At 64.1% G+C, this 23,280-nt stretch carries 23 protein-coding genes and 2 pseudogenes; 10 read left to right on the top strand and 15 right to left on the bottom strand.

What is annotated here, in order from left to right:
* Nucleotides 1-4: 4 nt before the first annotated feature.
* From B3446_RS04380 to B3446_RS04345, 8 genes are all read right to left on the bottom strand, one after another.
* Nucleotides 5-616 (bottom strand): 3'-5' exonuclease, encoded by a 612-nt coding sequence (locus tag B3446_RS04380; RefSeq protein ID WP_191578480.1) that lies wholly within the window; start codon nt 614-616, stop codon nt 5-7.
* Between the two features lie 4 nt (nt 617-620).
* Complete coding sequence (locus tag B3446_RS04375; protein WP_291377947.1) at nt 621-845, bottom strand: DUF1653 domain-containing protein; 225 nt, start codon at nt 843-845, stop codon at nt 621-623.
* Nucleotides 846-952: 107 nt separating this feature from the next.
* Entirely contained in the window at nt 953-2,296 is a 1,344-nt protein-coding gene (locus B3446_RS04370; protein WP_291377945.1) for a methyl-accepting chemotaxis protein, read from the bottom strand.
* Nucleotides 2,297-2,463: 167 nt separating this feature from the next.
* Nucleotides 2,464-3,174, bottom strand: a complete 711-nt coding sequence (locus B3446_RS04365) for a glutathione S-transferase (protein WP_291377944.1) — start codon at nt 3,172-3,174, stop codon at nt 2,464-2,466.
* 141 nt (nt 3,175-3,315) lie between these two features.
* Complete coding sequence (locus B3446_RS04360) at nt 3,316-4,914, bottom strand: GMC family oxidoreductase (protein ID WP_191578484.1); 1,599 nt, start codon at nt 4,912-4,914, stop codon at nt 3,316-3,318.
* A gap of 29 nt (nt 4,915-4,943) precedes the next feature.
* Entirely contained in the window at nt 4,944-5,747 is an 804-nt protein-coding gene (locus B3446_RS04355) for a shikimate dehydrogenase family protein (RefSeq protein WP_105240085.1), read from the bottom strand.
* A gap of 13 nt (nt 5,748-5,760) precedes the next feature.
* Entirely contained in the window at nt 5,761-6,747 is a 987-nt protein-coding gene (locus B3446_RS04350; RefSeq protein ID WP_291377939.1) for a transketolase family protein, read from the bottom strand.
* A complete protein-coding gene (locus B3446_RS04345; RefSeq protein WP_291377938.1) occupies nt 6,748-7,605 on the bottom strand; it encodes a transketolase in 858 nt (285 codons plus the stop codon). It lies immediately after the preceding gene.
* 124 nt (nt 7,606-7,729) lie between these two features.
* Here B3446_RS04345 and B3446_RS04340 point away from each other — a divergent pair, with 124 nt between their 5' ends.
* Together B3446_RS04340 and B3446_RS04335 are read left to right on the top strand one after the other, a co-directional pair.
* Nucleotides 7,730-8,434: a GntR family transcriptional regulator gene (locus B3446_RS04340; RefSeq protein WP_056570648.1), complete on the top strand. Its 705-nt coding sequence runs from the start codon at nt 7,730-7,732 to the stop codon at nt 8,432-8,434.
* Between the two features lie 9 nt (nt 8,435-8,443).
* A complete protein-coding gene (locus B3446_RS04335) occupies nt 8,444-9,514 on the top strand; it encodes a glycerol dehydrogenase (protein WP_291377935.1) in 1,071 nt (356 codons plus the stop codon).
* Between the two features lie 65 nt (nt 9,515-9,579).
* Here B3446_RS04335 and B3446_RS04330 read toward each other — a convergent pair whose 3' ends face one another.
* The 3 genes from B3446_RS04330 to B3446_RS04320 are packed head-to-tail and all read right to left on the bottom strand — an operon-like array spanning nt 9,580 to nt 12,243.
* A complete protein-coding gene (locus B3446_RS04330) occupies nt 9,580-10,515 on the bottom strand; it encodes a 3-keto-5-aminohexanoate cleavage protein (RefSeq protein ID WP_056570653.1) in 936 nt (311 codons plus the stop codon).
* Nucleotides 10,508-11,461 carry a 3-hydroxyacyl-CoA dehydrogenase gene (locus B3446_RS04325; RefSeq protein ID WP_291377931.1) on the bottom strand — a complete coding sequence of 318 codons (954 nt, stop codon included), beginning with the start codon at nt 11,459-11,461 and terminating at the stop codon, nt 10,508-10,510. Before B3446_RS04325 ends, B3446_RS04330 begins: the two co-directional genes overlap by 8 nt.
* Nucleotides 11,461-12,243 carry an SDR family oxidoreductase gene (locus B3446_RS04320; protein WP_291377929.1) on the bottom strand — a complete coding sequence of 261 codons (783 nt, stop codon included), beginning with the start codon at nt 12,241-12,243 and terminating at the stop codon, nt 11,461-11,463. The genes B3446_RS04325 and B3446_RS04320 overlap by 1 nt, the downstream gene beginning before the upstream one ends.
* 329 nt (nt 12,244-12,572) lie before the next feature.
* On the opposite strand from B3446_RS04320, the gene B3446_RS04315 reads away from it, so the two are divergent.
* The 6 genes from B3446_RS04315 (at nt 12,573) to B3446_RS04290 (ending at nt 19,054) form a co-directional block, all read left to right on the top strand.
* Nucleotides 12,573-13,772 (top strand): ABC transporter substrate-binding protein, encoded by a 1,200-nt coding sequence (locus B3446_RS04315; RefSeq protein WP_191578491.1) that lies wholly within the window; start codon nt 12,573-12,575, stop codon nt 13,770-13,772.
* A gap of 134 nt (nt 13,773-13,906) precedes the next feature.
* Nucleotides 13,907-14,773, top strand: coding sequence for a branched-chain amino acid ABC transporter permease (locus B3446_RS04310; protein ID WP_191578492.1), 867 nt, complete (start codon nt 13,907-13,909; stop codon nt 14,771-14,773).
* 22 nt (nt 14,774-14,795) lie between these two features.
* On the top strand, nt 14,796-16,577 hold the full coding sequence (locus tag B3446_RS04305; protein ID WP_291377926.1) for an ABC transporter permease subunit: 1,782 nt from the start codon (nt 14,796-14,798) through the stop codon (nt 16,575-16,577).
* Nucleotides 16,570-17,274, top strand: coding sequence for an ABC transporter ATP-binding protein (locus B3446_RS04300; RefSeq protein ID WP_291377924.1), 705 nt, complete (start codon nt 16,570-16,572; stop codon nt 17,272-17,274). The genes B3446_RS04305 and B3446_RS04300 overlap by 8 nt, the downstream gene beginning before the upstream one ends.
* 20 nt (nt 17,275-17,294) lie before the next feature.
* Nucleotides 17,295-18,290 carry an NAD(P)H-quinone oxidoreductase gene (locus tag B3446_RS04295; protein WP_291377922.1) on the top strand — a complete coding sequence of 332 codons (996 nt, stop codon included), beginning with the start codon at nt 17,295-17,297 and terminating at the stop codon, nt 18,288-18,290.
* Nucleotides 18,287-19,054 (top strand): SDR family oxidoreductase, encoded by a 768-nt coding sequence (locus B3446_RS04290; protein ID WP_291377920.1) that lies wholly within the window; start codon nt 18,287-18,289, stop codon nt 19,052-19,054. Before B3446_RS04295 ends, B3446_RS04290 begins: the two co-directional genes overlap by 4 nt.
* A 73-nt stretch (nt 19,055-19,127) precedes the next feature.
* Here the strand turns inward: B3446_RS04290 and B3446_RS04285 are convergent, their stop codons facing one another.
* Nucleotides 19,128-19,787 (bottom strand): thiopurine S-methyltransferase, encoded by a 660-nt coding sequence (locus B3446_RS04285; protein WP_291377898.1) that lies wholly within the window; start codon nt 19,785-19,787, stop codon nt 19,128-19,130.
* Nucleotides 19,788-19,994: 207 nt separating this feature from the next.
* Here B3446_RS04285 and B3446_RS04280 point away from each other — a divergent pair, with 207 nt between their 5' ends.
* Nucleotides 19,995-20,714, top strand: coding sequence for a tetratricopeptide repeat protein (locus B3446_RS04280; protein ID WP_291377896.1), 720 nt, complete (start codon nt 19,995-19,997; stop codon nt 20,712-20,714).
* 22 nt (nt 20,715-20,736) lie between these two features.
* Nucleotides 20,737-21,492: a hypothetical protein gene (locus tag B3446_RS04275; protein WP_291377894.1), complete on the top strand. Its 756-nt coding sequence runs from the start codon at nt 20,737-20,739 to the stop codon at nt 21,490-21,492.
* A gap of 16 nt (nt 21,493-21,508) precedes the next feature.
* Here the strand turns inward: B3446_RS04275 and B3446_RS04270 are convergent.
* From B3446_RS04270 to B3446_RS04260, 3 genes and pseudogenes are all read right to left on the bottom strand, one after another.
* A pseudogene (locus B3446_RS04270) lies at nt 21,509-22,261 on the bottom strand (YoaK family protein); the annotation flags it as partial.
* A gap of 74 nt (nt 22,262-22,335) precedes the next feature.
* Nucleotides 22,336-23,022: a lysozyme inhibitor LprI family protein gene (locus B3446_RS04265; RefSeq protein WP_291377892.1), complete on the bottom strand. Its 687-nt coding sequence runs from the start codon at nt 23,020-23,022 to the stop codon at nt 22,336-22,338.
* Nucleotides 23,019-23,280: pseudogene (locus B3446_RS04260) on the bottom strand (SMI1/KNR4 family protein); the annotation flags it as partial. The gene B3446_RS04265 and the pseudogene B3446_RS04260, both read right to left, overlap by 4 nt.

Here is a 23,280-nt window from a genome sequence, read left to right as displayed (position 1 = left end):
CTTGTTACGCGCAGGTCAGCCGAGCGCTCGCTGCAAGCGCGACCGCGACCGTCGTCCGCACGTCCGCCAACGCCCGGTGGGTCGGCTGCGAGGCGCCAACGTGCCGCGCCAGGATGTCGAGCTTGTGCGACGGCAACTCCGGCCACGCGCGGCGCGCCAACGCCAACGTACAGTGCGTGGCGTTCGAAAAAGGCAGCCCCGTCTGGTCCGCGGCCGCGCTCAGGAAGCGCCGGTCGAACGAGGCGTTATGAAAGAACACCGGAAGATCCTCGACGAAATTCAGGAACGACGAGAAGGCCTGCGCGACGGGAATGCCGTCGCGATCGACTTCGGCCTGCGTAATGCCGGTAAGACGGGAAATGAAGGAAGGGACGCGGCCGCAGGTGCGAACGACCTGCGTGTATTCGTTGACGACCGCCCCGCCCTCGCCCACTCTGACCGCCGCAAATTCAAGAATTTCGCAGCTTGCGGTGGACAGGCCGGTCGTTTCCAGGTCGGCCACGATGAAGGGGCGGCCCAACGCTTCAAGCGCGTGCGTCAAGGCCGCTTGCGCACGCGCCGCGGGACGGGCCGGCGATGCGCTGGCCGCACGCGTGCGCCGATAGAAATACGTCACGCGCTTACTCCGTCGGATGCAGGGCGGCGAACCGGGCCGAACCGTCGGCAAGCTGCCCGAAGAACAGATCGGCCGGGCGCACCCACAGGCCGCGCGCATGCGGCCAGAGGTGTTCGTACACCACCATGGACTCCTCGGTTTCGGAATGGCGGGCAGTGCCTATGTAGCGGTACAGGCCACCCTTGTAATGGCGGTGCGTGGCAAGCGCGAGGGCTTCGGACTCAGTCATGGACATCGGGGCAAAAGGCGTGGCCCGCGGCGGAGATTGCCCGCGCGGGCCACAGATGATCGGCAATGCCGTCTTTATAGCGCACTCACGCGCTGACGCCCCGCCCGCTAGGCGGCGCGCAATCGTCTTGTGGGTTCGGCGCGGGTATCGGTGAGATCTTCCGTCACGCCGGCCAGCTTGTCTGATTGCGCCAGCGACACTTCAACGACCTGGGCCATGATTTCGGTCACGCGGCGAGACGACGCGACGATGCCCTCCATCGTGCCCCCGGCGGACTGGACCTGCACCGCGCCGCCTTCGACCTGCGCCACGGACGTCGTGATGAGCGCCTTGATTTCCTTCGCGGCCGCCGCGCTGCTTTGCGCCAGATTGCGGACCTCTGATGCCACGACCGCGAAGCCCCTGCCGTGCTCGCCGGCGCGCGCGGCCTCGACGGCCGCGTTCAGCGCAAGGATGTTGGTCTGGAATGCAATGCCGTCCATGACCCCGATGATCTCGGAAATGCGGCGCGAACTCCCCGTGATGGCTTCCATGGTCGTCACCACGTCGCGCATCGTATCGCCGCCCGTTTCAGCGATTCGGCTGGCGTCCTGCGCGAGGCTGTTGGCCTGCCGCGCGCGTTCGGCGTTCTCGGTCAGGCCCTGCACGGCCACTTGCAGCGTCTGTGCGGCGGTAAAGCGCTTGGTGATGTCGGTAGCGAACTTCACCACCTTGAATGGCCGGCCCTGCGCATCGAGAATGGGGTTGTAGCTGGCTTCGATCCAGACCTGGCGTCCGCCTTTGCCCAAGCGCATGTACTGGCCAGTGTCGTGCTCGCCATTGCGCAGCCGGCGCCAGAAATCCTTGTAGGCCGTGCTTCGGGCTTCTTCGGGCGGGACAAAGATGCTGTGATGCCGGCCCAGCACCTCGTCGGCGCGATACCCCACCGCACCGAGAAACAGGTCGTTGGCACGCAGGATGGTGCCGTCGAGATTGAACTCGATGATCGCCTGGACCTTGGAAATTGCCGCGAGCTGGCCTTCGGAATCTGCCTGGCGATTTTGCTGATCGGTAATGTCGGTGGCGTACTTGATCACCTTCACCGGCCGTCCGCGCTTGTCAAAGATGGGGTTGTACGACGCCTGCAGCCAGACGTCCGAGCCATCCTTGCGAATCCGCCGATAACGGCCGGAATCATGTGCGCCCTGTCCCAGCCTTTCCCAAAAGGCTGCATATTGCGGCGACCCGCGTTCATCGGGATCGATGAACATGCGGTGGTGACGCCCCTGGATCTCATCGAGCGAATAGCCCGTGGTGCCCAGGAAGTTCTGATTGGCCATCAGGATGTGGCCGTTCAGATCAAACTCAATGACCGCCTGGGATTTGTGAAGGGCGTCGATCTGTCCGAGCAGGTCGTTTTTATCGGTACTGCGATATCCACGGATAAAGCGGCCAAGAGTATGCCAAAGCATGGAAACCTCCAGGGTGTGTTTGCCGGCGTGCCTGGTACACGTAATTCTTATGTATCTAATGGAAACTATTTAATCCCAGAAATTATCATGGCCCGATGTAATTCTGAACGTCCCTTTTAAAAAGATTTCAAAGCGTCGTCATGACGCACACTCGGGAAATCCCGGATTCAAGCCGCGTCCAGCTCGCGATATTGGCGGAAAATGCCCTCGCCAAATGGCAAGCGCCGGCCGCTTGAAAAATAGGCCTGCAGTTCAGGCAGAGCGGTCACGCGCTCGTGCAGGGCGAACACATTTGGATAATGCGTGGCAACGGTCGCCATGCGTTTGGGAAACGCGAACAGCAAGCCATCGACCAAGTGATAAAGGGACAAGTCCACGTAGGTCCATCTAGCGCCGCCCGCCAACCACGCCTGCGGCCCGTCCAGCAGCCGTTCGAAATACCCCAGGAACTTCGGAATACGCTCTTCGCGAAATACCTTGGCGCGGCGGGCGGCCTCTTCTTTCTGGTCTTCGTAATAATCGCTGGCGGAAATGGGGTGATGGGTGTCGTGCGCTTCCGCCACCATGTCGGCAATGGTGAGTTGCAACTGGTTTACCCACAACCGGCCCTCAAGCGACTCGGGCGCAAGGCCATGCTTTTCGCCGAGGAAAAGCAGGATATTGGCGGTCTGCCCCAACGTCATTTTTCCGGCCACCAGATAAGGCGGCGCAAAAGGCGGATGCTTGCGGGCCGATTGCATGTCGTCGATCAACGCGCTTTCGTCGGCGCCCGGATCGCGGGCGCGTTCCCGATACGGAATACCGCCCGCTTCCAGCGCCAGGCGCACGAATTCTCCCCGCCCGGGAATGCCATCCCAATACCAAAGGTCGTAGGTCATACGGTCTCCTTTCAGTTGGTGCAGCCTAACCTGCAGTCTGCAGTCGGAACAGCGCGTTAGCAAGGCGCATGCCGGGCGCCTTCAAGAAGAATGGCGCGCCAGCCGTAAGCAAGCGCGCCATTTTTACTAACCGGAAGTTCCCTACGCCTGCGCCGCGTCTTCGAGGATCATCTCCGCGCCGCGCTCGGCCACCATCATGACGGCGGCCTGCGTGTTGCCGGAAACCATCTTCGGCATGACCGAGGCATCCACCACGCGCAGGCCCGTCAGCCCGTTGACACGCAGCCGCACGTCTGTGACGGCCGCCGCGTCCGTACCCATGCGGCAGGTGCCGATGGGGTGGTAGATGGTCTGTCCGTTGCGTCGCGCAAAGTCCAGCCATTCGTCGTCGCTGTCCACCTGCACGCCGGGGCTGACCTCGGCCTCCACGTAGTGTTTCAGGGCGGGCTGGCTCACGATGCGGCGAGCCACCTGCATCCCGCCTATCAAGCTGTCGCGGTCGACCTGCGCGGACAGGAAGTTGGGCCGGATGGCAGGTCCGTCCAGCGGATCGGCCGACTTGATGTGGATGGACCCGACGGACTCTGGGCGTAATTGCGCCACCCCGATCGTCATGCCGGGATGCCGGTCCAGAATGCGTTCGGCGGCGTTGGCATAGCTGGCGTGCACGAAGAAAAACTGCACGTCGGGCGTAGGCAATCCGGGCGCGCTTTTCACGAAGCCGTGCACCAGTCCCGTGCCCAGTGTCAGGATGCCTTTGCGGCTCATGTAGTAACGCGCCACCTGCTGCGCCAGCCGCCAGCCACGCGACATTTCGTTCAAGGTCACCGTGTTCTTGACGCGCCAGTTCATGCGCGTGGCGAAGTGGTCGATATAGTTTTCGCCCACCGCCGGCTGCGCATGCACCACGCCGATACCGTGCGCGGCCAGCAAGGCCGGACTGCCCACACCGGACAACTCCAGCAATTGCGGGGACTGCACCGCGCCCATGCAGACCAGCGTTTCGCGGCGCGCACGCACGACGTGTTCCTGCCCGTTCTTGCGGTACACCACACCCACGCAGCGCTTGCCTTCGAACACCAGACGCACGACATGGGCGCCGCATTCGACGCTGAGGTTGTGCCGTCCCGCGGCCGGTTTCAGGTAGCCGTCCACGACACTCCAGCGCCGGCCGTGGTGCTGGAGCACCTGGTAATAGCCCACGCCTTCCTGATCGCCGCTGTTGTAGTCGGGGTTGAAGGGTTGGCCGTCTTGCCGCGCGGCCTGCAGGAAGGCGTCCGACACGGGGAAGCGTTCGGCCACCTCTTCAAGGTGCATCGGACCGTCCTTGCCTCGGGTCTCGCCGCCGGGCGCATAGTTCTCGATCTTGCGGTAGATGCGCTCGGCCACGTCGCGTCCCCAACCGGCAGCGCCCGCGGCCACCCAGCCGTCGAAATCCTGCGGCTGGCCGCGCACGTAGATCATGCCGTTGATCAGCGTGGATCCGCCCAACCCCTTGCCGCGCGGCACGGCGATGACGCGCCCGTGGACGTTGTCCTCGGGTTCGGTGGCAAAGCGCCAGTTGTATTGCGGATCGACCAGCAGCTTGGAAAAGCCCGCCGGAATGGGAATCCACATGCTGCGCGCCTCGTGGCCGGCCTCGAGCAGCAGCACGCGATACTTGCCGTCCGCGCTGAGGCGGTTGGCCAGGATGCAGCCGGCCGTTCCGCCACCCGCGATGATGAAGTCGTAGTCGCCCATCGTTGTCTACCGAATGTGTGCAGCGCCGCCTAACGGGCGGACGTCACGCCCAGGGTTTCCACCATCAGTTCGATCTGGCAGGCCAGCATCGGCGCGCCGTAATGAATCTTGCAGCCGCGCGCCTGCGCCGCTACGAGCAGCGCCGTGTCCTTGGGCTGCATGATGACCTCGCAGACCAGTTGGTCCGGCGTCAGGCGGCTGGCGTCCAGCGGCAGCGGATCGCCTTCTTTCATGCCCAGCGACGTGCCGTTGACGACGAGGTCATGGCCGGACGGGTCGGCATTGCCCACAGCGATCTGCGCATCCGGATGCAGCGACAGGATGCGGGCTTTCAGGTCTTCGGCCTTGGCGGGCGTGCGGTTGGCGATGGTCAGGCGAGAGACGCCAGCCTGCACCAGCGCGAAGCCGATCGCATTGGCCGCGCCGCCCGCGCCCGCCAGGTACACGCTCTTGCCCTCGGGTGCGACGCCGCAACTGCGCAGGCCACGCACGAACCCCTCGCCGTCCAGCATGTGCGCCACCAGACGCCCGTCAGCCTCGCGCCGCAGCACATTGGCCGCGCCGATCTTGCGTGCGACGGGCGTGGCGTCGTCGGCCAGTTCCAGGATGGCGGTCTTGTGCGGCACCGTGACGATCACGCCGCCCAGGTTTTCCAGGCGGCGCAGGCCTTCGACCACGGCCGCCAGGTTGTCGGGCCGCGCGTGAAATGGCACGCAGACGCCATCGAAACCGATCTTGGCGAAGTGTTCGTTCATGCGCTGCGGCGTCTTCACGTGATGGATGGGATCGGCCAGGATGCCGAACAGGCGCGTGTTGCCGCTGATTTCCTTCATGGATGTCTCCGGATCAATGCTGGATGAATTCTCGCGCGACGCCGGCAATGCCTTCGGCGTCTAGCTTGTAATGGGCGTACAGGGTGGTGGGCGGCGCAATGAGGCTGTATTCGTCATAGATGCCATGACGGCGCAACCGCGTGCCGGTGCCCGCGTCGGCCAGCACCTCGGCAACTGCCGAACCCAGGCCGCCCAGCACATTGTGCTCTTCGACCGTCATCATCAGGCGCGACTGCCCGGCAGCCTTCAGGATGGCGTCGCGGTCCAGCGGCTTGATCGTCGGCATGTCGATCACGCCAACCGACAGGCCCTCTTCGCGCAACTGGCGAGCAGCAGCCAGCGCGCCGTGCAGCGTGATGCCGCAGGCGATCAGCGTCAGGTCGCTGCCCACTTCGTGGACGATGGCGCGGCCGAATTCGAACGGCGTGTTGTCTTCGTAGACCTGCGGATCGCGCCCGCGGCCGATACGGAAATAGATGGGTTCGGGCCAGTCCGCGGACGCCTTGATGGCCGACGCCAGTTGCGGCCCGTCGGCGGGAGACACCACCGTCAGGCCCGCCAGCGCGCGCATGGTGGAAATGTCTTCGGTGGCGTGGTGCGAGGTGCCATAGAAACCCAGGCTGATGCCGGTGTGATGGCCGATCAGACGGACCGGCAGCCGCGTGTAGGCGACGTCCATCCGGATCTGTTCGCAGCACAGCAATCCTAGAAATGACGCAAAGGTGGCAACGAACGGCATCATGCCAGTCGTGGCCAGCCCAGCCGCCGCCGACACCATGTTCTGCTCAGAGATGCCGAACTGCACGTAGCGGTCGGGATAGGCCTCGGCAAAACGGTTCAGCCCGTTCGAATACTGCAGGTCGGCCGATCCGGCGACGACCGGATGACCGGCCTTCACCAGCTCGATCAATCCGTCGGAAAGGTAGGACAGCCCGGGGTTCACCGCATTCAGGGCGCGGTACTGCCAGGAATCGGGAGAGAGTACTTGTGCCTGTGCCATTCAGATCTCGCGGGAGAGGATTTCTTCGACAGCGCTTTGCGCATCTTGCGGGGCCAGGTAGCCCAGGTGCCAGCCTGGTTCGGTTTCCATATAGGAGACACCCTTGCCCTTGATGGTCCGGGCGATCACGCATGCGGGCTTGTCGCGCGCATCGTCGGCGCGCAGGCGGCGCAGCAGCGCAGTCAGCTCGGCAAGATTGTGGCCATCGACTTCGTGGACCTCCCAGCCGAACGCCTGCCACTTTTCTTTCAGCGACTCCACCCCCATGACGTCGTCGACCTTGCCGTCGAGCTGATAACCGTTGCGGTCGATGATGGCGATGAGGCGGGACAAGCGGTTGTGCGCGGCGAACAACGCGGCTTCCCACACCTGCCCTTCCTGCATTTCGCCGTCGCCCAGCATCACGAACACGTTGAAGTCCCGCTGGTTCATGCGGCCGCCGACGGCCATGCCAACGCCATTGGACAGCGCATGACCGATGGAGCCCGAGCTGAAGTCGACGCCCGGCACCTTGCTCATGTCGGGGTGATCGCCCAGGGGGCTGCCCAACCGCGTGTAGCCGTCCAGCAGCGCGTGATCGATGAAGCCCAGATCGGCCAGCACGGGGAACAGGCCGACGGCGGCGTGGCCCTTGCCCATGAGGAAGCGGTCACGATCCGGCCACTGCGGCTCGCCCGGGCGAAGACGCATCACATCAAAATAAAGCGCCGCGAAGATCTCGGCGCACGAAAAGACGGAACTGTAGTGTCCGACCTTGGCGATTTCGATGAGGCGGATGGTCTCCAGCCTGATATGGCGGGCCTTTTCCCGCAGCATCGCGATTTCCCCTGCGGTAGGGGCCTCCTGATCCTTGCGCATCGCGCCTCCTCCTGCTGTATGGATATATGATATATAATATACCCATTGCGCTCGAATTGGCTACGCCGGGCTAGAATCGCTCCTGGATTCACCTGCACCCTCCATACAGCAAGCCAGAAACGCCATGCCCAGCCTCAAACCGGTCAAAAAAGAGAACCTTTCCGTCAGGGTCTACAACGAAATCCGTAATGCCCTGATCAATGGGCAATACGAACCTGGCGAGCGCCTGATCATTGGCGAGCTGGCGCAGGAAATGGGCGTGTCCATCACGCCGGTGCGCGAGGCCATCTTCCGGCTGATCAGCGAACAAGGGCTGGAAATGCAGGCGGCCACCGCGGTGTACGTGCCGTACGTCAACTCGGAAAAGCTGCGGGAAATCCAGCAGATCCGCTTCCACCTTGAAGGCATGGGCGCCGCCGAGGCCGCGCAAAACATCACGCGCAAGCAACTCGACAACCTGATCGCGCTGCAGCGGGATTTCATCTCGTGCACGTCCACCGATCCCAAGCGCGCCAGCTACCTGAACCGCAAGTTCCACTTCGCCATCCTCGAAGCCAGCAACAAACCCATCCTGCGCAACACCGTTGAGTCGTTCTGGGTCATCACCGGCCCCATCCTCAAGGTGTTTCACGTCAAGACCGCCGGCCTGGACTATTCCGAAAACGAGCATCGCCACGAGGCCGTCATCGAGGCCCTGGAAGCGCGTGATTCGGAAGCGGCGCGCAACGCCATCCAGGCCGATCTGGTCTGGGGCGGAAAGATCATGATCGACTGGCTGGTCGAACGGGAAAAAGAACTCGACTACCGCCCCCCTGGGGCTCGCAAATAGGGAGACGCCATGCTGAAGATTTTCGGAGCGCCCAGCCGCTACATCCAGGGGGCGGGCGCCCTGGACGCGCTGGGGCAATACGCGGCGCTGTTCGGAAAGCGCGCCGCGCTGGTCATCGACAACTATGTCCATGGCGTGTTGGGTCCGAGAATCGAGGGACTGTGCGCCCAGCATGGCGTGGCGCTTGCGCCGCTGATCGTCGAAGGCGACCTGACGCCTGAAGTCATCGACGGATTGCGCGCGCAAGCCGCGCCGGCGAACCTCGACATGGTCATTGCGGTGGGCGGCGGCAAGTCGCTGGATGCCGGCAAGGCCGTGGCCAAGTCGTCGCACTGCCACCTGATCACCGTGCCCACGGTGGCGTCCAACGACGCGCCCACCAGCAAGAATTACGTGCTCTACGACGCGCATCACAACCTCCTGGCCGTCGAGCACATGCTGTTCAATCCGTCCATCGTGCTGGTCGACAGCGCCATCATCGCGACCGCGCCGGTGCACTTCTTCCGGGCCGGGCTGGGCGACGCAATCTCCAAGAAGTTTGAAGCCGAACAGTGCCAGCGCAACGGCGGCAAGAACATGTACGACGCGGCGCCGCTGCTCACGGCCCAGCTCATCGCCGACGGCTGCCTGCGCACTCTGCTGGCGGACGGCGCGGATGCCGTGGCCGTTGCCGGAACCGGCCAGCCCACGCCCGCCTTCGAGCGCGTGGTGGAAGCGATGATCCTCATGAGCGGTCTTGGATTTGAAAGCGGTGGCCTGTCCATTGCCCACGCCCTGACGCGCGGGCTACCGAAGATCGATGGCATTGCAACGGCGCTGCACGGCCTGCAGGTGGCGGTGGGCTTGCTGGTGCAGCTTGACCTGGAGAACCGCAACGACGGCATGCTGGCCGATCTGAAGCAGTGGTATGCCCAGGTCGGCCTGCCGGTCACGCTGCGCGAACTTGGCGCAGCCGGCGAGCCGTCCGATGCGGAACTGTCGCTGGCGGCGGACCTCAGCCTGAAAGCGCGCCATGCCGCCAACTTTGACCGTACGCTGGATGTGGCCACGCTGGCCGCCGCGCTGCGCCGTCACGCCTGACCCCTCTGCAGCCAGCAAGGGCTGGCGGGTTTGATGCCCGCCGGCCGCCCTGCCCGCCCGCGGCATCAGAACGCGACGTTGTCCTTGCCTTTCAATCCCAGCTTGGCCCGCGCTTCGTCCGGCGTGGCGACCTCCAGGTTCAGCGCCTCGAGGATTCCGCGGATGCGCTCCACCTGCACGCGATTGGATTCGGCCAGTTGCCCCGGTCCGATCCACAACGAATCTTCAAGCCCCACCCGCACGTTCGACCCCATGGCCGCGCCGATGGTCGCCAGCGGCATCTGGTTGCGGCCGGCGCCCAGGATCGACCATTCGTAGTCGTTGCCAAAGAGACGGTCCGCCGTGCGCTTCATGTGCATCAGGTCTTCAGGGTGCGGGCCGATGCCGCCCAGGATGCCGAATACCGATTGGATGAAGGGCGGCGACTTGACCAGGCCGCGGTCCACGAAATGCGCCAGGTTGTAGAGGTGGCTGATGTCATAGCACTCGAACTCGAACCGCGTGCCGTTGGCATTGCCCAGCGTCAGGATGGATTCAATGTCCTGATACGTGTTGCGGAAGATGAGCGAGCGGCTGTTCTCCAGGTGCTCGCGCTCCCAGTCGTGCTTGAACTCCGAGAAGCGGTCAAGCATCGGAAAGAGACCGAAGTTCATCGAGCCCATGTTCAGCGACGCCAGCTCCGGCTGGAACGTGGTGGCCGGCCGCATGCGCTCTTCCACCGTCATGTGCGGACTGCCGCCGGTGGTGATGTTGATGATGGCGTCGGTCTCGCGCTTGATGCGCTCAAGGAAGGGCTTGAACAGCGCCGGGTCCTGCGAAGGCTTGCCCGTCTGCGGATCGCGCGCGTGCAGGTGCAGGACGGCGGCGCCGGCCTTTGCCGCGCCGATGGCCGCTTCGGCGATCTCGTCGGCGGTTACCGGCAGGTGCGGCGACATGCTGGGCGTGTGGATCGCGCCCGTTACGGCGCAGGTGATGACGACTTTCTGTTTGGGCTTAGCCATTGTTGTCTCCGTGTTGTTTGTGACGCATGAGGCGCATCAGCTTTTCATCGCGCCAGAAGCGGCGCGCGGCAAGTTCTTCGGTGGGCAGCAGCGCACGCCGCTCGTCGGATAGCGCGTCGACCAGCGCGCCTTCCCAGGCCACGCAATCGCCCTGGCTCGCGCCAATGGACTGATAGAGCCCGCCGTAACGGCGGCAATAATCCGCGAGGCCGCCCGGCGCGTTCAGGTCGATGGTTTCAAAGGGTCCCATGAACGACCAGCGCAGACCCAGCCCGTCCTTGACCGTGGTGTCGATGTCTTCGGCGCTGGCGATGCCCTGGCTTGCCAGCCGGAAGGCTTCCTGCAGCAACGCGCCTTGCAGGCGGTTCAGGATGAAGCCTTCGATTTCGCGCCGCACGAGCACGGGCTTCTGGCCGATGCCGGTCATCACGTCGCGCGCGCCGGACAGCGCTTCGGGGCTGGTCCAAGGCGCCGGGCACAGTTCGACGACCGGAATCAGGTACGGCGGATTGACCGGATGCGCCACGAGGCACCGATGCCTGCCGGCAAGATGCTCGGTGAACTGGCTGGCCGGAATGCTGGACGTCGAGCTGCCGATGATGGCTTGCGGTTCGGCCAGCGCGTCCAGTTCAGAAAACAGCGCGCGCTTGATCTCGACGTTTTCCGGGGAATTCTCCTGGACGTAGCTGGCGCCCAGCAATGCCTCTTGCAGGCTGGCCGACACCTGCACGCGGTCGACGATGGCATCCACGTTGTCGAGCAGGCCCTGTGTTTCCAGCACGCGAAGCTGTTGCAGGATGAGCGCACGCGCTTCGGCAAGCATCGCAGCGTTCACATCATGAAGCCGCACTTCCCAGCCCATACGCGCGAACACGATGGCCCACCCTTGCCCGATCAGTCCCGTTCCAATGATGGCCGCGCGCCGCGGCATGTGGTCCGCGGCCATCAGTAGAGTTTCTGCGTGAAGCCGTCCACGACGATGGCCTGGCCTGTCACGCTGCGCGCCGCTTCGCTGGCATTGAACAGGACCATGTTGGCAATGTCGCGCGCGGTGACCATACGGCCGAGCACAGCCTGGTTTTCGTACTGTGCCGCGATCTCTTCGACCGGACGTCCCAGCGTATCGGCCTTGGCGGCGATGACCGCGCGGATCCGAGGCCCCTCCACCGCGCCGGGAAGAATGGCATTGACGCGAATGCCATGCCCGCCCAGTTCGATCGCGAGCGACTTGGTGAACCCGATGACCGCCCATTTGGAGGCGGAATACACCGACCGGCCGGCAAAGCCAAGATGCCCTGCCGCCGAAGAGAGATTGATCATCACGCCGGCCTTTGATTCCTTGAGCAAGGGAATGGCCTGACGCGCGCACAGGAACTGGCCGGTGATGTTGACGGCGAGCGTTCGGTCCCAGTCCGCCTTGGAAAGCGTTTCGACGAAACCCGTGGGGCCGGCCACGCCGGCGTTGTTGATCAGGATATCCAGGCCGCCTAGCGATTGGCGGACGGCGGTAAACAGCTGTTCAACACTGGCTTCGTCGGACACGTCAGCCCGCGCCACCTGCACGCCGGGCAGTTCCGTGGGCAACGCGGCCAGCCGTTCCTCGTTGACGTCGCACACGAACACGGTAGCGCCCGCGTGGTGAAAGACCTTGGCCATTTCCAGGCCCAGCCCATAGGCGCCGGCGGTGATAAGTACTTTCTTGCCGGTGAAATCCACTTCCTCAAACATGCTTTTGTCTCCTCGGATCGTTCTTATAAGTGCGAATCATCATATACGATATATGATAAAACCAGCTATCCTGTGGTCCGTCTTGCATGTGACGCCTCATCCAAAAAGCGTCGTTCGCCTGACGGAATCAAGTGCGCATTTTCTCGTGTATCGGCCGCTGAGGCTTTATTCATGCGGTTTCAGGGAATTCCCTGATTCGGCATGAAGCGACCGCTACTAGAATCCAAGGCGAGGGTTTCTCGCCCCGCCGGCGCATATATCATATATATCAAAAGACGGACGGAACGCAGTATCCAGTCCGCATCCATACCAACAAAGGAGCGTAGACAGTGTTCAAGTTCAACAAAATTGTTTTGGCGCTGGGTGTATGCGGCGCGCTGGCAAGCGGCACCGCAGCGGCCGACATGAAGGTAGGCGCGCTATTCCCGTTCAGCGGCGCGCTTGCGCTGCTTGGACAGGAAAGCTATCGCGGTCTGGAACTGGCCGTTAACGAGATCAACGCGGCCGGGGGGATCAACGGCGAGAAGATCGAAATCATCAAGGCCGACGCCGTCGACCCGACCCAGGCGGTGTCCGAGACCAAGCGCCTGATCTCGGCCAACGTGGTCGGGGTGTTTGGCAGCTACGCGTCCGGCATTTCATACGCGGCCTCGCCTGTGACAGAGCTGGCGGGCGTGCCCTACTTCGAATTGGGCGCCACCGCCCACAAGATCACCACGCGCAACTACAAGTACCTGTTCCGCAGCAACCCCAACACTGCGCTGTACGGCGTGTCGGTGGTGAACGCGTTGCATGACACCATTGCGCCGGGCATGGGCCTGAACCCGAAGGACATCAAGATCGGCATCATCCACGAAGACGGCCCGTATGGCACCGACGTGGCGGCCACCGAGAAGAAGCGCGCGCAGGAACTTGGCTACAACGTGGTGGAGGTCTTGCCGTATTCGGCCAAGACCGTCGACTTGTCTTCGCTGATCCTGCGCCTGAAGGGCGCGAAGGCCGACGTGGTGCTGCAGACGGCCTACCAGAATGACGCCATCCTGTTCTTCAGCCAGGCGCGCGCGGCGGGCTTCAAGCCCAAGGTCGTGATCGGCGCGGGCGGCGGCTATTCGCTGGCCGACACCGCCAAGGCTGTGGGCGCCGACATGAACGGCGTGTTCGACCTGGACTTCCCGCAATCGTCCATCAATCCGGCCGGCGCGCCGGGCCTGGACAAGTTCCTCGAAGCTTACAAGTCCACCTACAAGAGCGATCCGCAATCCGGCCACAGCCTGACCAACTACGTCGGCGCCAAGGCCTTCTTTGAAGCCATCGGCAACGCCAAGTCCACGGACAAGGACAAGATCCGCGCCGCGGTGTTGGCCTACAAGAAACCCGCCGGTCAGACGGCCAACGGCTGGGGCTTTGACTTCGGCGAAGACGGGCAGAACAACGCCTCGACCTTCTACGTGATGCAGTGGCAAGACGGCAAGCTGGTCACCATCGGCCCGGAAAACCTCGCACTCGGCAAGCCCATCTTCAAGAAATAAAGCGCGATGCCAGCGGCCGGGCGCCGGAGCCTTACGCTCCCGGTGCGCGGCCGGTCATACCCGGGGCCTGAGCGCCCCGCCCCTGGACGCTGCGGGACAGGGACGGGGCGCTTCCCGCACTTAGAGGTTGCACAATGGAATTATTCATTCAACTGGTCATCAACGGCCTGTTGCTGGGCGGCGCATACACGATCATCAGCCTGGGCCTGACGCTCATCTTCGGCGTCGTGCGCGTCGTGAACTTCGCGCACGGCGAGTTCCTGATGATCGGCATGTACATGGTCTATCTGATCGCGGCGCAGTTCGGCGTCCACCCCTACGCGGGTCTGATTCCGGTGGCCGTCATTCTGTTCGCCCTGGGCGCGCTGACGCAGAAGGGCATCATCCAGCCGCTGCTTCATGCGGATCAACACATCCAGATCTTCGCCACGGTGGGCGTGTCCACCATCCTCTTGAACCTGGCGCTGGTGATCTTTGGCGCCAACGTCTATCGTGCGCCGGTCGAACTGGGCACCAACGCCATCGAATTCGGTCCGTTCTCGATGGTCACGGGCCAGCTCGTCACGTTCATCATCGGCCTGACGCTAGCCGTCCTGCTGCACCTGTTCATGCACCGCACCTACCTGGGCCGCGCGTTGCGGGCTGTGGCACAGCACCGCTACGCCGCCACGCTGATGGGCGTGAACGTCAACAACGTCTACGCCATCGCCTTCGGGCTGGGCACGGCCTTCGTCGGCATCGCCGCGGGGTTGCTGGCGCCGCAGTACCCCGTGTTCCCCACCGTGGGCACCTACTTCGTGCTGACCGCATTCGTGATCGTGGTGCTGGGCGGCCTCGGCAGCCTATATGGCGCCGTCGCCGGCTCCATGATCATCGGCATCGTCGACACGCTGGCGGGCTTCTACATCGCGCCCGACCTGAAGGAGGTCGTCTATTTCGGGATCTTCCTCTTGATCCTTGTCCTGAAGCCGAACGGTCTGTTCGGTGTCGGTACAGAGTGACCAGAACAACAAGGAGCAAGACGTGTTTCCCGACTTTCGACACCCCAAAGCCTACGTCAGCCTCATCCTGCTGATCACGATGTTCCTCGTGCCCGTCGTCATGGGCACGCCCTTCTGGACCAACCTCTTTGTCCTGCTGTTCGTGTTTTCCGCGCTGTCGGTCGCCTGGAACATCGTGGGCGGCTATGCCGGCCAGTTGTCCCTTGGACATGCGGTGTTCTATGGCATCGGCGGCTACACGGCCACGCTGCTGACGCAGAACTTCGGCATCTCGCCGTGGATCGGCATGTTTGCGGGCGCGGCTATTTCCGCAGCCGTCGCCATCCTGATCAGCTATCCCACGCTGCGCCTGCGCGGACCCTTCTTTGCGCTGGCGACCATCGCCATCCTGGAAGTGGTGCGCCTTCTGGTCATCCACGAGGAAAGCTGGACCGGCGGCTCCAGCGGCATCAGCCTGCCCTTGAACATCGGCTGGGCGTGGATCGTGTTCCGCGAGAAGATCAACTACGTCATCATCGCGTTCGGTCTGTTCGTGCTGGTGACGTGGGTCTCGTGGTACATCCGCAAGTCGCGCATCGGACACTACCTGATCGCGATCCGCGAACGCGAGGATGCCGCGCTGGCCGTGGGCATCCACACCGTGCGCGTGAAGATCATCGCCGCCGTGGTGTCCGCCGTGCTGACCAGCATCATCGGCACGTTCCACATCACCTACCTGACCTTCGTCGATCCCAGCTCAGCGTTCTCGCTGGAGCTGTCCATCCAGGTCGCGATGTTTGCGCTGATCGGCGGGCTCGGCACCGTTTCCGGCCCGATCGCGGGCACCTTCCTGGTGCTGCCGATCGCGGAACTGGCGCGCGGCTGGCTCAGCAGCGTCGGCAACGGCATGCACGGGTTGATCTACGGCCTGATCCTGGTCGCGGTGGTGCTGACCATTCCGCGTGGGCTGGCGGGTGCGTTCGGGCCCTTCATCGAGCGCATGCTGGCGCGCCTGCCCTATCTGGGCACGCCGCCGGCCAAGCTCAAGCTGGCCGACGAGGTCCGCATCCGTAACGCCACCCGCACCGAGCAGCCGGTCCTGAAGGCGGAGGGACTGTTCAAGAGCTTCGGCGGTCTGCGCGCCACGAACGACGTATCGCTGACGCTCAACCAGCACGAAATCCTGGGCATGATCGGCCCCAACGGCGCGGGCAAGACCACGGTGTTCAACCTGCTGTCTGGCTTTCTGTCGCCGGACAAAGGCGACATCACGATGCGCGACGAGCAAGGCAATTGGGTCTCCTGCAAGACGCCCGACGCCTTCGCGCACAAGGGCCTGGGCCGCACGTTCCAGATCGCCAAGCCGTTCACGGGGCTGACGGTGTTGGAAAACATCATGCTGGGCGCGTTCATTCACACGTCGGACCGCGACGAAGCCGAGCAGATCGCCCTGAAGGTGGCCGAGCAGACCGACCTGGTGAAGTATCTGAACACTGAAGCGCGCAGCCTCACCGTGGGCGGCATGAAGCGTCTGGAAGTGGCGCGTGCGCTGGCGATCAAGCCGCGCATCCTGCTGCTGGATGAAGTGATGGCGGGCTTGAACCCCACAGACATCGAGAAATCCATCCAGATGATCCGCCGCATCCGCGATTCGGGCGTTTCGGTGCTGCTGATCGAACACATGATGCAGGCCACGATGGCGCTGTCCGACCGCATCATCGTCCTGAACGAAGGTGGCGTGCTGGTCAGCGGCGCGCCCAAGGACGTGGTCGAGAACCCCGCCGTCATCGAAGCCTATCTGGGCAAGGAGTATCAGGATGCTTAAGGTGTCGAATCTGACGTCGGGCTATGGCAAGAGTCAGGTGCTCAACGGCCTGAATTTCGAGGTGAACGCGGGCGAGATCGTCACGCTGATCGGCGCCAACGGCGCGGGCAAGACGACCACGCTCAAGACGCTGTGCGGCGTGATCACCGCCACGCAGGGCAAGGTGGAATTCGAAGGCCAGGACCTGACGAACCGCGAACCCTACGACATCGTGGATGCCGGGATCACCATGATTGCCGAAGGCCGCCAGCTGTTTCCGCACTTCACCGTGCGGGACAACCTGCTCATGGGCTCGTACAAGCGCGCGGCGCGGCCGATCGTCGAACGCAAGCTCGACGAGGTGCTGCGCATCTTCCCGCGCGTGAAGGAGCGGCTGAGCCAGTACGCCGGGTCGCTGTCGGGCGGCGAGCAGCAGATGGTGGCGATTGCGCGCGGCATGATGGCGGACCCGAAGCTGCTGGTGTTCGACGAACCCTCGCTGGGGCTGTCGCCACTGCTGGTGCAGCAGATGTTCGACATCATCCGCGACGTCACCTCGCACGGCGTGACGGTGCTGCTGGTGGAGCAGAACGTATTCCGCACGCTGCGGCTGGCGGATCGCGGTTATGTGCTGGAAAACGGCGCGATCGTGCGCACGGGCACGGGCGCGGAACTGCTCAGCGACCCCCACGTCAAGAAGGCCTACCTGGGCCATTGAAATCCAAGGACAAACGTCTCATGTCTTTACGCTGCACATTCATCGACCACGGCAAGGGCGGCGCGCCCGACTGCATGCGCATCGCCGAGCGCGACATGGAAGCGCCCACGGGCCGCCAGGTGCTGATCGAAGTGGCCTACGCGGGCGTCAACCGCCCGGACGTGCTGCAACGCTCTGGATCCTATCCCCCGCCCCCCGGCGCCTCGCCCTATCTGGGCCTGGAAGTCTCGGGCACCGTCGTGGCGGCCGGTCCCGAGGTGCAAGGCTTGAAGGCCGGCGACCAGGTCTGCGCGCTGACGCCGGGCGGCGGCTATGCCCAGTATTGCCTGGCCGACGAGCGCCACTGCCTGCCGGTGCCGCGCGGTCTGGACCTGCTGACGGCCGCGGCCGTTCCCGAAAACTACTTCACCGTCTGGACCAACGTGTTCGACCGCGCCCGCTTGGCCGCAGGCGAAAAGTTTCTGGTCCACGGCGGCTCGAGCGGCATCGGCTTGACGGCAATCCAGCTCGCGCGCGCATTCGGCGCAGAGGTCTGGACCACCGTGGGCAACGCTGAGAAGGCGGACGCCTGCCTGAAAGCCGGCGCACATCATGCCGTGCAGTATCGCGACGCGGACTTCGAGGCCGCCGTGCGCGAGGGCACGGGCAACGCCGGCGTCGACGTGATCCTGGACATGGTGGGCGGCGCCTACATCAACAAGAACCTGCGGTTGCTGGCGCTGAACGGGCGGCTGGTGCAGATTGCGTTCCTGGAGGGCAGCAAGGCCGAGATCGACGCCCTGCCCATCATGACCAAGCGGCTGCAATTCACCGGATCCACGCTGCGACCGCGCTCCGACGAAGACAAGGGCGCCATCGCGCAATCGCTTGTGCAGAAGGTGCTGCCGCTCATGGAGCAGGGAAAGTGTCTGCCCCTGATCCACGAGGTCTTCCCGCTGGCCGAGGCCGCGCGCGCTCACGCACTGATGGAAAGCAGCAAGCACATCGGCAAGATCATGCTGCAGGTGCGGCCATGAACGCGCGCTTTACCAGCCAGACCATCATTGTCACGGGCGCGGTCGGCGGCATCGGCTCGGCCATCGTCGAGGCGTTTCTGGCCGAAGGGGGCCGCGTGGGTCTCGTCGACTTCAATGCGCAGGCCGGGCAAGCCTACGAGAAGGAACTCCAGAAGCGTGGTCACGACGTGTGCTTCGTGCCCACCGACGTCGCCCATTTCGACCAGTGCCAGGCCGCCTATGACCGCATCACGCGCGAGCTGGGCGCTGCCACTGTCCTGATCAACAACGTCGGCATCTCGCCCAAGACGAACGGCCGCGCACTGAAGGTATGGGAGATGCCGCCGGCGGAGTGGAACAACGTCGTCTCCGTGAACTTGAACAGCGTGTTCTACATGACGCATCTGGCCACGCCGCACATGGTGCAGGCACGGCAGGGGCGCGTCATCAACATGTCGTCGGTGGCCGGCAAGGCGTACTGCGATATCGTGGCGGCGCATTACGCGGCCACCAAAGCCGGGCTGATCGGGCTGACGCGGCATTGGGCCGCCGAGCTCGGCGAACATCAAGTGACCGTGAACGCGCTGGCGCCCGGCCGGATCAGCACACCGCTGCTGAAAAGCGTGCCGCAGGAAATCAACGACGCGGTGGCGGCGGTGACTGCGCTGCGGCGCCTGGGCACCCCCGAGGAAGTGGCGGATGCCTGCCTGTTCTTCGCGTCCGATCAGGCCAGGTTCGTGACTGGACAGGTGCTGGACGTGGCGGGCGGCTGGCTGATGACCTAGCCCGTAAAACCCTCACGCAAAAAATAGCCCGTTCGATTGAACGGGCTTTTTCATGGCCTTTCCAGCGAAACGATCAGGCCTGCACGCCCAATCGGTAAACCACCGTGTCCAGGCGGCTGACGCCGGCGGACTGGAACTTGGGTTCCTTATCGAGGATATCGCGGCGGTCGATGATGACGGCGGGCGACACGCCCGAGAAGATTGCCTGCACCTCGCTGTCAACCACGGAAAACGGCGGGCCTGCCATCTCTTCCTGCGGATAGTCCAAGGTGATGAGCAGGCCGCGATAGGACGGCGACAACTGCCCGTAGACGTGGCGCACGTAGTTTGCCCGCATCGCGTCCGGCAGCGCGACGAGCGCCGCGCGGTCAAACACGCCCACGCAATGCGACAGCACCTGCGCATCCAACTTGAAGATGTCTCCGCAGACGATTTCAATGTTGCCGGCCACGTAGTGCGTGCCGTATGCGGACTCGTGCTTGACCGGCCGCAATTCGTTTTCGGTGAAGAACTGCTCCACCGCAAGCTGCGAGAGCTCTGCCCCCAGCACCTGATGGCCCTGCGCGGCCAGCCACACCATGTCCAGCGACTTGCCGCAAAGCGGGACCAGCACCTTGCCGCCCTTGGGGACGTCAAGCGTCGGCCAGTACTTCTGCAATAGCGGCGTGATCCGAGCCTGATGAAAATGCGTGCGCCCTTCGCGCCACCGTTCCAGCCAGAATTCCGCGTCCATGACTTGTCTGCTCCTCCTATGAATACGTGTCGCAACCGCCGAAATCAGCGTACCTCCGGCCGTTGCCGTGGCGCCTGATCGTATGCAATACGCGCTCGGGCATTGTAGTGCTGGTCTGAAATGTCGGGCGCGGCCGCCCCGCCGTCGCTTCGTCCGCAAGGGTTCCGGTATCGTATGGGCCCGACATGACGCCCGGCGGCCCTTCTCATGCTTGCAGCGCTTCGCATCCATCTTTTCTCTCCGTTGCTTCTGGCCAGCGTTCTGATGGGCCAGCCGGCCATTGCCCAGGACGCGTCGCAGCTGGACGACGCCTATCTTGCAGAGCTGCGGGCGGAGAACGACGCCCTGCGTGCGCGCATCCAGCAGTGGCCCCCTGCCCTGCAGGCGCAGAACGCGCAAGTCTCCGCCGCGCTGCGAGCCGGCAATCGCCAGGAGGCGCAGCGCATTGCTGAAGACATGGCGCGGCAGGCGCCCGCCGACGCCGACATCAGGCTGTTCCTGGGAAAGCTGCACGGTCAGCAAGGCAACATGGCGGCGGCGCTGGCGCTGTTCGAGCAGTCCATCGCATTGAATCCCGACAACAGATGGGCGTATGTAAACAAGGCGGGCGCGCAGGCCGAGCGCGCGGACCTGCCCAACGCGCTGGCGACAACGCAGGTGCTGACCGCAAAGTTTCCTGGCTGGAGCATCGGCTACAACCTGCAGGCGTCGGTGCTGGATGCGTTGAACCGCCCGGAGGAAGCGCTGAGCGCCTTTGAAAAGGCCGTGCGCGCCAAGCCGGCCAGCGCACTGATCCTGACGAATCTGGGCAACCTGCAACGCAGGCTTGGGCGTCTGGCAGACGCCCGCAACTCCTACGAGGCCGCGCTACACCTGCAGCCCAGCTACGCCTTCACCGAAACCCAGTTGGCAACCCTGCCCCAATAGGGCCAATGCGCCCGGAGACCCCATGAACCGTCGTCCCCTGCTGCTGATGCTGGGCAGCCTGATTGCCGCGCCGCTGCGCGCCCTGGCCTCACCCGCCCGCGATGCCATCGTCCGCAAGGTCTATGCGGCGCCGGACGCCAGCCTGTCCTACACCCCTCAGCACGCGGCCTTGGTGCGCCTGGTGCGGGTGCAATGGATGCCGGTCGAATCCGGCGCGCCCGGCATCGATTTCGAGCAACCACTGCTTGGCGGCGCCGATACGCTAGCCACGGCACGCGGCGCGCTGAAGACAACCGACAATGCGCTGGCCATCCGGCGGCTGGCCGAAGTCTGCCGTCTGGTCCCGCGCTATGTGCAATCCATCGGCAGGCTGCAACCCGGCAGATATGCCGTGCCGGCTGAAATGCGCGAAGCTTTCGACTTTCCCGAGAGCGGCGTGGATGCGCAGGGCATGTTCAATCTACGCAAGGAGCATCTTGTCCTGCTGCGCGCCGCGGTCTGGCGCGAAGTGGACGATCAGGCGCTGGGCGCGGTTTTGCGCGAAGGGGACCGCTTTTGGCCCATGCCCTACATCGACGGCAAGCGCCCGTATGGGGACTCCAGCTACTACCAGGTCGACATCGGTCAATTGCTGGGCGAACCCTATTCACGGGACGCCAAGGGTTACGCCATTAAGGACCCGGTCAAGGACGCCCGTTTCGAACGCCTGCACTATGAAACGCTGGCGGCGCTGCAGGTGTTTCTGAGCCATTCCGCTGCGGTCAAATCGAAGCGGTAGAGAGGGCCCGCTACGCGCGATGCATGAAGCTGCGGATATCGTCCAGGATCGGCACCGCGGCCAGCAGCATCAGCAGCAATGCCAGCGGCCAGGTCGACCCGAAGCCGAAGTTGAAAAACGAATACGCGCCCGTCACGCCGCCCACGAAGAACAAGGTCACCATCAGGCTCAGCACGATGAGCTTGCCGCGGTCGGCCAGCACCCGCGGCATTGACTGCGGGTCGCCCTTCGCGACGTTCCAGTAGAACAGCTTGCCAAGCTCGATGCCGATGTCGGTCACCATGCCCGTCACGTGCGTGGTGCGGATTTCGGACCGCGACACCTTGGTGATCATCGCGTTCTGCAGACCCATGATGTAGCAGAGCAGCATCACCGTGCCGGGCACGTAGAACCAGCGCAGCGTCTCAAGGTTGGCGCCCAGCAGACCGAAGATCAGCAGCAGCACGGCCTCGAGCAGCAACGGCAGCGCGTACTCGCTGGCCAGCCGGGACCTGCGCCCGAAGTTGATCAGAAAGGCCGAGCTGGCCGCCCCCGCCATGAACGACACCAGGGCCGCCAGCCCTTGCAGCACCACGATCACCCCCCCAAGCGCCATGTGGTCGGCCATCATGGACACGATGCCGGACATGTGGGAGGTGTACTGCTGGACCGCCAGGAACCCGCCCGCGTTGACGGCGCCGGCGGTGAAGGTCAGCAGATAGGCAAGATGGCGATTGGCTTGCGGGCTACGGCTGACAGCGGTCAGCCGGCGCAAATACGGGATGGTCACGCCTGTCCTTTCAAAACAAGAACGTGTTCACTGCGATTCGGAATGACATTCTAGTCGCGGCGGCGGCGCGCCGATCAAGGCCTTGAAACCGGATAGTAAACGCCGCCGAGCGCGCCGTTCAGGCCGCAATAGGGCCGGCTGGCTGCGTCGGCGGCCTCGGCCGGCGGGTTTTCGGACAGCACGAGACCGTATCCCCTGCGCGACAACGTCAGCGTCCAGCCCTCGGCGTCGACCGTCTCGATAACCACCGCATTGTTCTTGACCGCGCCCGCGCCGCGCACGTCGCACACCCAGCGGCCATTTTCCGGATGCGCCGCGGAGCCGTCGAATGCCAGGCTGCCATCCGGCTGCCGTTTGATCGAAATGCCACCGGCGAGGTTTTCCCAATCGCCTTCAAAACCTTGACGGCGCTTGAGCACCAGCGACGACAGAAAGGCGTCGCGATACTTCAACCGGTCTGCCAGTTCCTTTTGAGGCGGGTCGTTGCCGGGCGGCGACGCATAGGCCTCGTCCCGCACCTTGACGAACCACCGCTGGTCTTCCGTCAGCGCCTTGCCCGTCGCCGGATCGAAGGTCATTCTGGCCCTGCCGAAGTGTTTCGCGATGCTGGCATCCTGTTCGGCCAACTCGCCATCGGCGCAGATCGCCTTCTCGACCGCGGTCCGTGCCCTGGCGCAATCGAACGATGGCTTGCCGGTGGCCCAAACCGCCGGACTGCACAGCACGATCGACAGCGCCAACACGGCGGCAAGACGATTCATAGGGAGAATTCCCGCAGATTCGCGACCCGCGCCGCCAAACCGTCCGCGCCCAGATAGTGGCCCAGCTTGCCGGCGCGCACGCGCTTGAGGTCTTCCTGATAGCGGGTGGCCATCGAATCGCGGACCTGCGCATACGCTTCGGCAATGCCCTCGCCGCAGGCTTGGGCAACGAGACGCGCGGCATCGGGCGATCCGCACGCGACGCAGCGCGCTACCCCCAGCGCGTCGGCGTCGGCGCCCCGCGCCAGCAGCGCGGCA

Source organism: Achromobacter sp. UBA5777 (assembly GCF_002418565.1).
GTDB lineage: Bacteria > Pseudomonadota > Gammaproteobacteria > Burkholderiales > Burkholderiaceae_B > Achromobacter > Achromobacter animicus.
Note: the sequence above shows the minus strand (reverse complement) of the source record. Positions and strands in the feature narration are given on the sequence as shown.

Bases quoted from the DNA above. Each gene is read 5' to 3' on its own strand.
- B3446_RS04375 (WP_291377947.1), bottom strand. From the start codon at position 845: ATGACTGAGTCCGAAGCCCTCGCGCTTGCCACGCACCGCCATTACAAG.
- B3446_RS04370 (WP_291377945.1), bottom strand. From the start codon at position 2,296: ATGCTTTGGCATACTCTTGGCCGCTTTATCCGTGGATATCGCAGTACC.
- B3446_RS04365 (WP_291377944.1), bottom strand. From the start codon at position 3,174: ATGACCTACGACCTTTGGTATTGGGATGGCATTCCCGGGCGGGGAGAA.
- B3446_RS04360 (WP_191578484.1), bottom strand. From the start codon at position 4,914: ATGGGCGACTACGACTTCATCATCGCGGGTGGCGGAACGGCCGGCTGC.
- B3446_RS04355 (WP_105240085.1), bottom strand. From the start codon at position 5,747: ATGAAGGAAATCAGCGGCAACACGCGCCTGTTCGGCATCCTGGCCGAT.
- B3446_RS04350 (WP_291377939.1), bottom strand. From the start codon at position 6,747: ATGGCACAGGCACAAGTACTCTCTCCCGATTCCTGGCAGTACCGCGCC.
- B3446_RS04345 (WP_291377938.1), bottom strand. From the start codon at position 7,605: ATGCGCAAGGATCAGGAGGCCCCTACCGCAGGGGAAATCGCGATGCTG.
- B3446_RS04340 (WP_056570648.1), top strand. From the start codon at position 7,730: ATGCCCAGCCTCAAACCGGTCAAAAAAGAGAACCTTTCCGTCAGGGTC.
- B3446_RS04335 (WP_291377935.1), top strand. From the start codon at position 8,444: ATGCTGAAGATTTTCGGAGCGCCCAGCCGCTACATCCAGGGGGCGGGC.
- B3446_RS04330 (WP_056570653.1), bottom strand. From the start codon at position 10,515: ATGGCTAAGCCCAAACAGAAAGTCGTCATCACCTGCGCCGTAACGGGC.
- B3446_RS04325 (WP_291377931.1), bottom strand. From the start codon at position 11,461: ATGGCCGCGGACCACATGCCGCGGCGCGCGGCCATCATTGGAACGGGA.
- B3446_RS04320 (WP_291377929.1), bottom strand. From the start codon at position 12,243: ATGTTTGAGGAAGTGGATTTCACCGGCAAGAAAGTACTTATCACCGCC.
- B3446_RS04310 (WP_191578492.1), top strand. From the start codon at position 13,907: ATGGAATTATTCATTCAACTGGTCATCAACGGCCTGTTGCTGGGCGGC.
- B3446_RS04300 (WP_291377924.1), top strand. From the start codon at position 16,570: ATGCTTAAGGTGTCGAATCTGACGTCGGGCTATGGCAAGAGTCAGGTG.
- B3446_RS04295 (WP_291377922.1), top strand. From the start codon at position 17,295: ATGTCTTTACGCTGCACATTCATCGACCACGGCAAGGGCGGCGCGCCC.
- B3446_RS04290 (WP_291377920.1), top strand. From the start codon at position 18,287: ATGAACGCGCGCTTTACCAGCCAGACCATCATTGTCACGGGCGCGGTC.
- B3446_RS04285 (WP_291377898.1), bottom strand. From the start codon at position 19,787: ATGGACGCGGAATTCTGGCTGGAACGGTGGCGCGAAGGGCGCACGCAT.
- B3446_RS04280 (WP_291377896.1), top strand. From the start codon at position 19,995: ATGCTTGCAGCGCTTCGCATCCATCTTTTCTCTCCGTTGCTTCTGGCC.
- B3446_RS04275 (WP_291377894.1), top strand. From the start codon at position 20,737: ATGAACCGTCGTCCCCTGCTGCTGATGCTGGGCAGCCTGATTGCCGCG.
- B3446_RS04265 (WP_291377892.1), bottom strand. From the start codon at position 23,022: ATGAATCGTCTTGCCGCCGTGTTGGCGCTGTCGATCGTGCTGTGCAGT.